The organism is Streptomyces sp. NPDC006743, assembly GCF_040703815.1.
GTDB lineage: Bacteria > Actinomycetota > Actinomycetes > Streptomycetales > Streptomycetaceae > Streptomyces.
Genome location: NZ_JBEYJA010000007.1, coordinates 228,508 through 240,711, shown reverse-complemented (window position 1 = coordinate 240,711; position 12,204 = coordinate 228,508). Strand labels below are relative to the sequence as shown.

7 protein-coding genes are annotated in these 12,204 nt (G+C 72.6%); 3 read left to right on the top strand and 4 right to left on the bottom strand.

Annotated features, from left to right (window positions below; all coding sequences use genetic code 11):
* Nucleotides 1–277 precede the first annotated feature (277 nt).
* Entirely contained in the window at nt 278–1,774 is a 1,497-nt protein-coding gene (locus ABZ719_RS09315; protein ID WP_366724590.1) for a carboxylesterase family protein, read from the bottom strand.
* A gap of 556 nt (nt 1,775–2,330) precedes the next feature.
* Entirely contained in the window at nt 2,331–3,401 is a 1,071-nt protein-coding gene (locus ABZ719_RS09310; protein WP_366724589.1) for a zinc-binding dehydrogenase, read from the bottom strand.
* A gap of 249 nt (nt 3,402–3,650) precedes the next feature.
* On the opposite strand from ABZ719_RS09310, the gene ABZ719_RS09305 reads away from it, so the two are divergent.
* Nucleotides 3,651–6,863 (top strand): cytochrome P450, encoded by a 3,213-nt coding sequence (locus ABZ719_RS09305; RefSeq protein WP_366724588.1) that lies wholly within the window; start codon nt 3,651–3,653, stop codon nt 6,861–6,863.
* 50 nt (nt 6,864–6,913) lie between these two features.
* Here ABZ719_RS09305 and ABZ719_RS09300 read toward each other — a convergent pair whose 3' ends face one another.
* Nucleotides 6,914–7,537, bottom strand: coding sequence for a TetR/AcrR family transcriptional regulator (locus ABZ719_RS09300; RefSeq protein ID WP_366724587.1), 624 nt, complete (start codon nt 7,535–7,537; stop codon nt 6,914–6,916).
* 207 nt (nt 7,538–7,744) lie between these two features.
* On the opposite strand from ABZ719_RS09300, the gene ABZ719_RS09295 reads away from it, so the two are divergent.
* Complete coding sequence (locus ABZ719_RS09295) at nt 7,745–8,317, top strand: TetR/AcrR family transcriptional regulator (RefSeq protein WP_366724586.1); 573 nt, start codon at nt 7,745–7,747, stop codon at nt 8,315–8,317.
* 241 nt (nt 8,318–8,558) lie between these two features.
* On the opposite strand, the gene ABZ719_RS09290 is transcribed toward ABZ719_RS09295, so the two are convergent.
* A complete protein-coding gene (locus tag ABZ719_RS09290) occupies nt 8,559–10,313 on the bottom strand; it encodes a phosphatidylglycerol lysyltransferase domain-containing protein (protein ID WP_366724585.1) in 1,755 nt (584 codons plus the stop codon).
* A gap of 501 nt (nt 10,314–10,814) precedes the next feature.
* On the opposite strand from ABZ719_RS09290, the gene ABZ719_RS09285 reads away from it, so the two are divergent.
* Nucleotides 10,815–12,140, top strand: a complete 1,326-nt coding sequence (locus tag ABZ719_RS09285; protein ID WP_366724584.1) for a diacylglycerol kinase family protein — start codon at nt 10,815–10,817, stop codon at nt 12,138–12,140.
* The last annotated feature ends 64 nt before the right edge of the window (nt 12,141–12,204 follow it).

Below are 12,204 nucleotides of genomic sequence, written 5' to 3'. Positions count from 1 at the left end.
CCGCCCCCGGCCCCCCCCCCGGCCGGCGCCGGCCCCCGCCCGCCCGCGCCCGCCGACCCCGCGCCGGGCCCCCCGGGGCCGTGGCACCGGGCGGAGATGACCGCGCCGATTCCGGTCTGGGCCCTGTGATGCGTTCGCCGTCCAGGAGACGAGGCGGATCCGAGCCGTGACCAGGAGTGCGGCGCAGGGCCGCCCGAGCTGACGCAAGGGCCGGCCGGTGGCTGTCCTGCGACGCGGACGCCCTGGCCCGGCCGCCTTCGACCAGCTTCTGATCCTGTTACCGGATCCCGCCGTCGAACTCCCACCACGTCCCCGACACCCACTCCTTGCCGTCCCAGGCCTTGCGAAGCGGTGCCTGCGGATCGGACTCCACCCGCGTGAGCTCGTTGTGGAAGATCATGGTGGAGCGGTCGGCCGTGGTGTACTTCGGCCAGTCGGGCAATCCTGCGGCGTTCGGGTTGCCGGTGGTCACGAACGCCCCCCACGCGGCGTGCATCTGCCCGTCGGCGCCGTCGCCGCCTTGGAAGACACCCCTGGCGTCGGTGCTGTGGACGGCTGCGAGGGTGCCGCCGGGGACGAGCGTGTCCGGCAGGCCGGTGAGCGGCCCGTCGAAGCGGGAACGCCAGACGGTCGCGTGCGCGCTCTGGCCGTCCGCCAGGCGGACGGTGGGGATGATGTAACGGTCAGCGCTCATGATGTCGACGCGTGTCTGCCGGCGGTCGCGGTCCGGCTGGGCATCGGCGTACGCGGCGAAGAGCTGGTCGCGTCCGTTCTCGCCGAAGTTCTCCTCCATGACGCGGTCGGACTGCTCGCAGGAGTCGGGGACGGCCAGCTGGAAGAGCTCGCACTCGTTGACGCAGTGCTGCGCCAGCAGGGTGATCCCCGCGGCGCCGCCCTCGGTGACGACGTCCACCGGGAGGCGGGTGAGGGCGGCGCCGTCGACGGCCGGCCGCCAGAGCCAGGTGGCACGCAGGCCCTGGGCGAGCGCGTTCTGGGCAGCGAGCAGGTTCGCGGCCGAAATGTCCCGGAGTCTGTCAGCGGTGGTGCCGAGCACCCTCAGATACTCGGCGGTGATGATCCTGGCCTGCTCGTCGGTGGCGACGTGGTCGCCGCCGCCGCTGCCGGACGCGGCCTGCTGGAACAGGCCCTTGGCCATCGGGGAGGCCATGAGGTTGGCGACGGATTTCGCGCCGGCCGAGACGCCGTAGACAGTCACCCGGCCCGGGTCGCCGCCGAATGCCGCGATGTTCTCGTGGACCCAGCGCAGGGCGGCGATCTGGTCGTGCAAGCCGTAGGCGCCGGTGGTCTTTTCGCCGGGGAGCGCCAGGAAGCCCAGCGGGCCCAGGCGATAGTTGAAGCTCACCACCACCGCACCGAAGTCCTTGGCGAAGACGGCCCCGTCCTCCACCTTGTCGTAGCCGCTTCCGGTCTGATAGCCGCCGAGGTGGACCCAGACGAGCACCGGGGCGTTCTCCGCGGCGGCCGGCGCGGTGACGTTGATGTACAGGCAGTCCTCGCTGGGCTGCGGCATGCCGGCGGGCAGGCCGGTCACCTGCGGCATGCCCGCCGGCAGCGGGGTCTGCGGTTGCAGAGCGGGCGCGCCCCAGGCCGTGCAGTCCCGCACGCCGCTCCACGCCTCCACCGGCTGCGGAAGCTGCCAGCGCAGGTCGCCGACCGGGGCGGCGGCATACGGGACACCCAGCCAGGAGAAGATGCCGTCGCCTCTCTCGTGGCCACGGACCTGCCCCCTGCTGATCTGCACCGTCCTGCCCATGATCGGCCCTTCCCTTCTCTCCTGGTGACGATCTCCGGTTCGGGGGACCGGACCGAGATCACGGCTTCAGCGAGAACCTCCGCAGTTTTCGCGTCGCGAGCGGGGAAGCGCAGGTGGTGCGGCAGAAGCGCCGGAAACAGCGGCAGGCATGGAGATGGTGAAGTGCGCGCTCGGCGCGGAGGCGACCACCCCGCCGCCACCGAGGGCGATCACCGCGCCGTCGAAGGCGATCCGCCCCCCTGCCGCGGCGGCCGGCAGAGCCGTTCCCGACGATACTGGGGACGCGCGGTGATCACCCTTTGCACAGGTGTCGCGGTGGTACCGCGAAGGGGAGAGGCGGCTCGCTCCCGCAGGAGCCGGCGGCCCGGTACCGCACGAGGGTGCGGACGCCGGAGCGGCAGGACAGCATCGCCGCTCGCAGGGCGGAGTCACACTCAGGAGCCGCCGGTCCCGGGTCACCGGCCGATGGTGAGAGCGGAGTCGTGCGCGGTGACCGTCACCATCGCGGGCACGCCGGCTCGCCGCGGGGCGAGGCGGCGTGCGCGGCGGGGCCTCGTCAGGGGGTGAGCACCAGGCGGACCGGGTCGCCGGTCTTCTTCTCCAGGCGGGCGACGGCGTCGGCCGCATCGGACAGGGGGACGTGGGCGGTGATGGAGGGGGTCAGGTCGAGACGGCCGGCGGATGCCAGGCGGATGAGCTGCTCCACGTGGTCGTCACCGGAGCCGTAGTGGCCGCGGATCCGCTGGGTCTGGAAGCAGAAGTCCAGACTGTCGGCGACGGTGAGGGGGTCGGGGGTGAGACCGACGAGGACGAGGACGCCCCCGGGGGCGAGTGAGGCGGTCGCCTGGGCGCGGGCGGCGGCGACGCCGGCGAAGTCGAACGCGGCCTGGACGCCCTGCCCGGCGGTGGCCTCTGCGACGGCCTGGGCGAAGTCGGGCGCCGCCGGATCGAGTGCCAGGTCGGCGCCGAAGGCGAGAGCGCGCTCGCGTGCGGTGGGCAGTGGGTCGACCGCGATGACCGGAGCCGCGCCGACCAGACGCGCGAGTCGGATGCCGTGGGCGCCGAGGCCGCCGGCGCCCCAGATGCCGACCGCCTGGGCGGGCCGTACGGTGCCCGCCTCGACGATGGCCGCATAGGGGGCGGAGACCGCGTCGGGGATGATCGCGGCCTGGTCGAACGGCAGGTGGCCGGGGAGCGCGACGAGGGTGTCCTCGCGGGCGAGGGCGTACTGGGCCCAGCCGCCGTCGTAGTCGAGGCCGCGGGTCAGCGGCCGCCGGCACGTGCTGCGGCGGCGTACGCAGTCCTCGCACTCCCCGCACGCCTGCCCGGCCTGGAGGACGACCGGCTGACCGGGCGTCCAGGCGCCTCGGACGTCCGGGCCGAGGGTGTGGACGACGCCGGCGACCTCGTGCCCGAGGGTGACGGCGCCGTTCTCGCGAACGGCGTCGACGGGGAAGAACGGACTGATGCTGCCGTCGATCAGGTGCACGTCGGACAGGCAGACTCCGGCGGCGCGTACCTCGACCAGCACCTCTCCGGGGCCGGGGACGGGTACGGGGACCTCTTCGACCGCGAAGGTGAGGGTGTCCAGGTGGAGCCGTCCGGCGAGCATCGTGCTCGTAGTCATGGCGGGAACCTCGATTCGTGTGGGGAGAGCCGTGACAGGTGAGGGCCGAGGAGTTTGTCGCACGACCATGTCGCTCACCCTTGTCGCTCGATCAGGCCGCCGTCAAGCCGGTCCGGACGGGACGTCCGAGGGCTTTCTTTAGTTCTCTCGACCGACCGTGTCGTTCAACACAATCAAACGATTTTGTCGAGTGACAAAGTCGCTTGTACGTTGGGGGGACCGATTGATGAGGAAATGAAAGGCACGCTCATGACCCAGCCCTCCGTCCTCACGGCCCAGCCGGTGCCCGAGCGCCCGGCCCTGCCCTTGGTCGGCCATGCCCTCTCGCTTCCGAAGGGCTTCGCCGCGACCGTCCACATGATGAAAGAGGTCAAGGAACTCGGGCCGGTCTACCGGGTCCGCGCCTTCGGGACCGAGCTGGTGATCGTGGGCGGCCTGGACCTGGTGACGGAACTGGCCGACGAGTCCCGCTTCCGCAAGAACGTGCACCCCGAACTGGTCGACATCCGCCAGTTCGCCGGCGACGGCCTGTTCACCGCTTTCCACCACGAGCCGAACTGGCAGAAGGCCCATGACATCCTCATGCCGGCGTTCTCGCTGGGCGCGATGCGCGACTACCACGCGACGATGCTGCGGGTCGCCCGCTCCCTGATCGGCAAGTGGGACCAGGCCGCGGGCCGGGGTGCCGTGGACGTCCCCGGGGACATGACCCGCCTGACCTTCGACACCATCGGTCTGTGCGGCTTCGACTACGACTTCGAGTCGTTCCGCCAGGACGAACCGCACCCCTTCGTGGAGGCCATGACGCGGGCCCTGGCATTCACCCAGGCCAAGGGGGAGTCCATCCCCGGCTCGGAGCGGTTCTGGCTCAAGCGGTCCGAGCAGTTCCGCCAGGACGTCAAGCTCATGACGCACCTCGTCGACGAAGTCATCCGGCAGCGCAGGCAGTCCGGCGACACCAGCACCGGCGATCTGCTCGGCAGGATGCTGCACACCCCGGACGCGCGCACGGGCCGGCCGCTGGACGATGTGAACATCCGCAACCAGGTCATCACGTTCCTCATCGCCGGGCACGAGACGACCAGTGGAGCCCTGTCCTTCGCCCTGTACTACCTGACCAAGCACCCGGAAGTGCTCGCGCGGGCGCAGGCCGAGGTCGACGCGCTGTGGGGCGACGCGGAGGCGCCCGACCCCGACTCCGGTGACATCGGCAGGCTCACCTACATCCGTCAGGTGCTCAACGAGAGCCTCCGGCTGTGGCCGACCGCCCCCGCCTTCGCGGTGGAGCCCCTTCAGGACACGGTCATCGGCGGCAAGTACGGCGTCCGCAAGGGCGAGACGCTGATGGTCCTCACCCCGGCTCTGCACCGCGACCCCGCCTGGGGCGAGAACGTCGAGCTGTTCGACCCCGAGCGCTTCACCCAGGAGCAGGAGGAGAAGCGTTCCGTCCACCTGTTCAAGCCGTTCGGCAACGGCGAACGAGCCTGCATCGGACGCCAGTTCGCCCTTCACGAGGCCACGCTTCTGCTCGGTCCCCTCGTCCACCGCTACCGGCTGATCGACCACACGGACTACCAGCTGGAGATCAAGCAGACACTCACCCTCAAGCCCGACGACTTCACGCTCGAGCTCGCCCGGCGCACCACCCAGGAGCGCCGCCGGCCCGCCGTGACGGTGGGCGAGACGGCAGTGGGGCAGGGTCCGGGCACGGTCCGGCGGGCCTCCGGCACCGCACTCACCCTGCTGCACGGCTCCAACCTCGGCACCTGCGCCGGCATCGCCCGCGACTTGTCGGACGAAGGCGAGGAACACGGCTTCACCTCTTCCGTGGCCGCCCTCGACGACGCCACCGGGAAGCTGGATCCCGCCGCCGGCCCACTGGTGATCGTGGCCGCCTCCTACAACGGCCGGCCCACCGACGACGCCGCCGCATTCGTCGCGTGGCTCGAAGGTCTGGAGCCCGGCTCGCTCACCGGCCTTCCGTATGCCGTGCTCGGTGTCGGCGACCGCAACTGGGCCGCCACCTACCAGCGGATCCCCACCCTCATCGACGAACGTCTCATGGCGGCCGGCGCCGTACGCCTCCTCGCCCGCGGCGCGGCCGACGCCTCCGGTGACTTCGCCGGCACGGTCGACCGCTGGACCACCGACCTGTGGGCCGCTCTGCTCGAACGGTACGGCGACGCCACGGCCGGCGCCGGCGCGGCCGCGGAGCCCGAGGACGGCCAGGGCCTCTACGAACTGGAGGACGCCACCGACTCGGTCATCGGCGGCCTCGCCGCCCGGCACGGCGTCCAGCCCATGGAGGTCCTCGACGCCTACGAACTCGTCGACACGGACCACGAACTCGGCCGCTCCAAGCGCTTCCTGCGCCTTCGCCTGCCCGAGGGCGTCACCTACCGCACGGCCGACCACCTGGCGATCCTGCCGAGCAACCCGGAGGCACTCGTCCAGCGGGTCGCCGCCCGCTTCGGACTCGATCTGGACCGCACGGTCCGCCTGCGCGCCCGGCGCCGCAGCCGGGGCGCCCTGCCCGTCGACCGGCCGCTGACCCTGCGCCGTCTCCTCACCGATTTCGTGGAGCTCCAGGACGCCGCGACCCCCGAGCAGGTGGCCGTGCTCGCCGAGCACACCGCCTGCCCGCCCGAGAAGCAGCCGCTGGCCGCGCTCGCCGCCGCCGAGCCCGAGGACTTCCGCGAGCAGGTGACCTCACGGGGGCGCAGCCTCCTGGACCTCCTGGAGCAGTACCGCGCCTGCGAGCTGCCCTTCGAACACTTCCTGGAGCTGCTGCCGGTCCTGCGGCCGCGTCACTACTCGATCTCCTCCTCCGCCCAGGCGTCGCCCGGCGAAGTGGACCTCATGGTGTCGCTGCTCGCCGCGCCCCACCGCTCCGGCGAGGGCACCTTCCGCGGCATCGCCTCGCACCACGTCCAGACCGTGAACGCCGGCGACGTCGTCCAGGCCAGGGTGCTTCCGTGCAGCGACTCCTTCCGCCTCCCCGAGGACCCGTCCGTCCCGGTGATCCTGGTCAGCGCGGGCACCGGCCTCGCGCCCTTCCGCGGCGCGGTCCTCGACCGGCACCACACCGGATCCACCGGCACCCTGCTCTGCTACTTCGGCTGCGACCACCCCGCAGTCGACTACCTCCACCGCGAGGAGTTCGAGCTGGCCGAGGCCGTCGGCGCCGTCAGCATGCGTCCCACCTTCATGCACGCGCCCGTCGACGGTGTCCGCTTCGTCCAGGAGCGCATCGCCCGGGAGGCCGACGAGGTCTGGGCGGTGCTGGAGGCCGGGGGCAAGGTCTACGTCTGCGGCGACGGGCGGCGGATGGCGCCCGCGGTGCGCGAGGCGTTCATGGCGGTCCACCGCGAGCGGACGGGCGCGGACGACGGGGCGGCGGCGGGCTGGCTGACCAGTCTCGTCGAGTCCGGTCGTTACGTCGAGGACGTCTGGGCCGGCTGACCCGGCTCCTCGCAGAATGACGGCCACGGACGTGCAGACGCCCGTGGCCGTCAGCCGGTCGGGAGGTCCGCGAGTTCCAGCCTGCCGCCGGCCAGCGCGACCGTCGCGGCGATCAGGGCTCGCAGCCCCGTGTCGTCCGTGGGTTTCTCCGGGGCGTAGAGACGTTGCATCGTCAGGCCGTCGAAGCCGCAGAGGAAGAACCGGGCGACCAGGCCCGCGGGCTGGGCGAGGACGTACCCGGTGCGGGAGGCGGTCTCGGTGAAGACGCGCGCCGTGACCTCGTTGACCTGCTGGTAGTGCGCCGTTCGCGCTGCGGAGAGACCGGGAGTGCGCAGGGCCAGCATGGCCAGTTCCGTCAGCAGCTGGTAACCGCTCGCCTCCTCCTCGACCGTGCGCCACAGGGCGCCGGCCATCGCGGCGATGGTCTCCTCGAAGCCCGCGTCCTGCGGAGCCGCCCGCTCGACCTGCGCGATCAGGTCCCCGGTGAGCTGCTCCATGACCGCCCGGTAGAGGTCCTCCTTCGTCCCGAAGGTGTAATGGACCGTCGCCTGGGCGACACCCAGCTCCGCGGCGATGGCACGCGTACTGCCCGCGGTCACACCCTCCCTCGTCATGAGGGCGATGGCCGCCTTGATCAGCTGGGGTCGGCGCTCGGCCGCGGAAACGTGAGCCATACGAGCGACTATACCGACTTGGTCACTGGACCAAGTCGGTGTGCCCGCCATGCTCGACGCGTAGGGGCAGGCCTGAACGCCTCCCCCGGACAGGCCCGAGCACACCGCGGAGGAGCCGGCCGCGAGGCGGTACGATCTCGAATCGTGTTCGACAGACATGCGGCAAGCCGCCCCGCCGCCCGCCCGGCGGCAGCCCAGCGTCGCGGGATGGAGCGCAGAAAGGCCATCCTCGACGCCGCCGAGGCCCTGCTCGCCGAGAAGGGCTACGAGGCCGCCACGCTCAAGGCGACCGGTGAGCGGGCCGGCATCCCGATCGCCTCGATGTACCACTACTTCGCCGACCGGCACCAGGTCGACGCCGAACTGCTGCAGCGACAGCTGAGCGAGCTGGACGGCCTCATCGGCGCCACGCTGGCCGGGCCGAGGGTGCCGACGCTGCGCGAGACCGTCGATGCCGTGTTCGATCTGCTCCTCGACTATCTGCGTCGTCACCCGAGCTGCGTCCAGCTGTGGTTCGCCGGACGCCACCCCACGCTCGACGAGATGGTGCGCGCCTTCGACGAGGCGCAGGCGGAACGGCTCTGGCGCCACCTCGTCGAGCAGCGCTTCGTGGCGGCCGGCACCCCCCTGCTCGCCCTGCTCCTCGCCTTCGAGACCGGCACCCGGCTCTTCGACATCGCCTTCCGGCGCTCGCCGGCCGGGGACGACGCCACGATCGACGAGGCGCGCCGCCTCCTCACCGCGTACCTCCAGACGTACGCCTTCCAAGGGGCGCCGTGACGCGAGCCGCGCGCCCGGGCGGCTGACGCGGCGGGCCGCCCCACCGCGCCCGGTCGCGCGGCCGCGGTGGCCGAGGAGCTGTTTCCCGCGCCACGCGCCGACGCCTCGGTGCGACGGCCGTGGCGTACTGCGCAGCCTCGAGGCCGGCGAGCCGTTGCCGGCCCCGCGACCACCTCGGCGGCCCCGGCCTCCGCCCGGTCTTCGAGGAGGACCGCTGCCAGGACCGGAGCCAGGACCGCTGTCAGGGCCGGAGCCCACGCTGCAACTGTCCCCGGTTCATCCACTTCGGCAGTCCAGGCGCCGTCAGGAAGCCCTCGGCGCGGGCGGCGGCGAGCCCGATGCGCAGCACGTCGGTGCTCTTCTCGAAGAGCATGTAACGGGGCTCCCAGGCCGGGCGGTACTTCGCGTTGGCACGGTAGAGGGACTCGATCTGCCACCAGCGGGAGAAGAAGGCGAGCAGGGAGCGCCACGCCCGCAGCACCGGTCCCGCGCCGAGCCGGGCCCCGCGCTCGAAGACGGACCGGAACATGGCGAAGTTGAGGGACAGCCGGGTGATGCGGGCCTCGTCCGCACGCTGGATCAGGTCCAGCACCATGAACTCGATCAGGCCGTTGTCGGACCCCCGGTCCCGCCGCATCAGGTCCAGCGACAGCCCCTTCTCGCCCCACGGCACGAAGCTGAGCAGCGCCCGCGACCGGCCTTCGGCGTCGGTGCATTCGAGCATCAGGCAATCACCGTCGGCGGGGTCACCGAGCCGGCCGAGGGCCATCGAGAAGCCCCGTTCGGTGTCCCCGTCGCGCCAGTCGTCGGCCAGCCGCACCAGCCGGGCCATCTCCTCGGCGCCGATGTCGGCGTGGCGCCGCATCCGCACGGTGTAGCCGGCTCGGCGGACCCGGTGGTACGCCTGGCGCACTCCGCGCATGGCACGGCCCTCCAGGCTGAAGTCCGCGATCTCCACGACGGCTTCGTCGCCCAGTTCCAGCGCGTCCAGGCCGTGCCGGGCGTACACGGTGCCGCCCAGTTCACTCGCTCCCATCACGGCGGGCGTCCAGCCGTGCTCGCGCGCCTCGGTCAGCCACCGCTCGATCGCGCCCGGCCAGGCTTCGGGATCGCCCAGTGGATCGGCCGAGGCCAGCGAGACCCCGCCGACCACCCGGTAGGTCACCGCGGCCTTGCCGGTGGGCGAGAAGACGGCGCTCTTGTCCCGGCGCAGCGCGAAGTAGCCGAGCGAGTCGGTCTCGCCGTGCCGCGCCAGCAGGGCCCGCAGCCGTTCCTCGTCGTCGGCGGTGATCGGGTCCGTGGCCCGCACCGACCGGAACGCCGCCCACAGCACGGCCGCGAACAGTGCCGCGCTCGCCATGTTGATCAGTGCGTCGGCCCAGGCCGGGGTGGAGATGCCGGGGAACTCGTCCCGCGCCGGCTCCATGGACACCGCCCGCGTCAGGCCGTAACCCCAGCGCTCGGTGAAGGTCGAGGACCCGGGGGCCTCGTCGGCGGCCTTCACCAGGAACGCGGCCAGGAGCGAGGTGACCAGGAGACCGCCGGCCGCGGTGAGGAAGGCCCGTCTCGGGTTCGACCGGTCGCCCTTGGCGTAGAACTCGCGCCGTCCGTGCAGCAGGGCACCCGCGAACAGCGCCGTCAGCGCCAGCGAGATCCAGTTCTGCGGATGGCCGCGGCATTCCGGGACGAGTACCAGCACCCCGGCGAAGACGGCCGTGAGGGACCCGGACAGTGCGAGGTTGAGGATCCACGCGGCCCGCTTGCGCCTGCGCAGGGTCACCGCCAGGAAGAACGCGAAGGCGCCGGACGCGAAGCCGGGCGTGACCAGGTACGGCGTGAACAGCTCCTCGGTGCTGTGCCGCCGGATGTCGTCCCCGAGGGACACCCACACCGCGCCGAGCACATCGACGCCGGCGACCACCCGCAAGTAGCGGATTCCGTACGCGGCACCGTGCCGTTCCCACCTGCCGTGGGGCCGGTTCTCACCCGATCTCAAGCGATGCCTCCAGGAGCTTTGACGGTAGTGGACCGTCCCCTAGACTAGAATACGATTCGAATTTGATTCTCGTGCGCGCGGCCTCGGACGCATCACCGGCCCGCGTGACCCCCGGGTTCACGGGCGGCAGCCCGCCGGACCGTGCTGCGGGGGCCTTCACCGAGGCAGGGCGCGCCGGACGCCGGGCACCGCCGCCACCACGCGGGCGAGCGCGCCGGTCCGTTGCCCCCGCCGACGCTCGGGCCACTGCGACGCACCCGCATCGCCACAGCGGCGGCACTGGCCCCACTGCTGCCGCTGCTCATCTTCGCGCCGGGAATCGACGCGGCCGACTGACCAGCTCACCCGTACGGGCGTGCGGGACGTACTCGGCCAGGGGCGCTGCGCCAGGCTGGTGAGGCAGGACGGATCAGCACTCGTCAGGAGAAGGCCATAGACAGGACACGAAGAGCAGGGTCGTGGGCCGGGCGGTTCGCCCGCCTGCTCGCGCGGTGCGCCGTGGTGGCGGCGGCCGCCGCCCTGGGGGTGCTGCTGCTCGCGCTGGGCGGGGGCGGACTGCTCGTGGTCGTGGCCGGGATCCTCGGGCTTGTGGTCTGCGCGGCCGGCCTCTGGTGGTTCGTGGCCCGGCGCGGTCCGGTGCGGCTGTTCGGCGCCTTCGTGGCCGTCGCGGCGCCGGCCGGCGTGCTGGTGTTCTACGCGCGCAGCGGTCTGTGGCCGATCGCGTTGATCTCCAGCCTGTGCTGGGCGGCTGCGGTGACCTGCGGCCGCGCGGCGCTGCACCGAGCGCGGCCGCCCCGGTCGCAGCGACCCGTCCGCGCGCGTCGGCCGAAGCGGGCGGTGCTGATCATGAACCCGAAGTCGGGCGGTGGCAAGGTCGGCCGCCTCGGCCTCGTGGAGCGGGCGGAGCGACTGGGGGCGCGGGTGATCCTCCTGGACCCGTCGGCCCCGGTCGACGTGGCCGCACTGGCCCGCGAGGCCGTGGACGACGGTGCCGACCTGCTCGGTGTCGCCGGCGGCGACGGCACTCAGGCACTGGTCGCGGCCGTCGCCGCCGAACACCGACTGCCGTTCCTCGTGGTCTGCGCGGGCACCCGCAACCACTTCGCCATGGATCTCGGCCTCGACCGCGCCGACCCGGCCCGCTGTCTCGACGCGCTGGCCGACGGCGAGGAGATCCGGGTCGACCTCGGCGACGTCTGCGGCCGTCCCTTCGTCAACACGGTGTCCTTCGGCGTGTACGCGGACATCGTGCGCAGCCCCGAGTACCGCGACGACAAGACGGGCACGGCCCTGAAACTGATGCCGGACCTCCTGGCCAAGGAGGGCGCGCGACGGCTCGACGCGTGGGTGGACGGCACCCGGCTCGCGGACCAGCAGGCGCTGTTGATCAGCAACAACCCGTACGTCTCGCCCGACGAGCTGAGCGGCGGCGGGCGCCGGCCCGTGCTCGACGACGGTGAGCTGGGTGTGATCGGGATCAGGGTGGAGAACGCGGCACAGGCGGCGGGGCTGGCCCTGTGGGGCTCACAGGCGCCGGGGCTCACCGTGACGACCGCGCGGCGGGTCGAGGTGACGGCCGGGGGAAGGCGGCTCCCGGTGGCGGCGGGCGGGGAGGAGGCCGGGATCCCGGTGGCGGTGGACGGGGAGGCGCTGTGGCTGCGCACACCGGTCGTGTGCTCGGTACGGCCCCGCGCGCTACGGGTGTTGCTGCCACGCGACCGCCCCGGCGTACCGCCGCCTGCGCCCCCGGTCGACTGGCGGCGACTGCTCGCCCTCGCGTGCGGATCCGCCGAGCACACGGCATCGGGCGAAGGCGGCCGTGCCTGACCGCAACCCCGTCCCCTCCGACCGGCCTGCGGGGCCGGCCGGGGCGCGTGAGCTGATCGGGCCG

Coding starts and splice junctions, on each gene's coding strand:
- ABZ719_RS09310 (WP_366724589.1), bottom strand. CDS start 3,401: ATGACTACGAGCACGATGCTCGCCGGACGGCTCCACCTGGACACCCTC.
- ABZ719_RS09305 (WP_366724588.1), top strand. CDS start 3,651: ATGACCCAGCCCTCCGTCCTCACGGCCCAGCCGGTGCCCGAGCGCCCG.
- ABZ719_RS09295 (WP_366724586.1), top strand. CDS start 7,745: ATGGAGCGCAGAAAGGCCATCCTCGACGCCGCCGAGGCCCTGCTCGCC.
- ABZ719_RS09300 (WP_366724587.1), bottom strand. CDS start 7,537: ATGGCTCACGTTTCCGCGGCCGAGCGCCGACCCCAGCTGATCAAGGCG.
- ABZ719_RS09315 (WP_366724590.1), bottom strand. CDS start 1,774: ATGGGCAGGACGGTGCAGATCAGCAGGGGGCAGGTCCGTGGCCACGAG.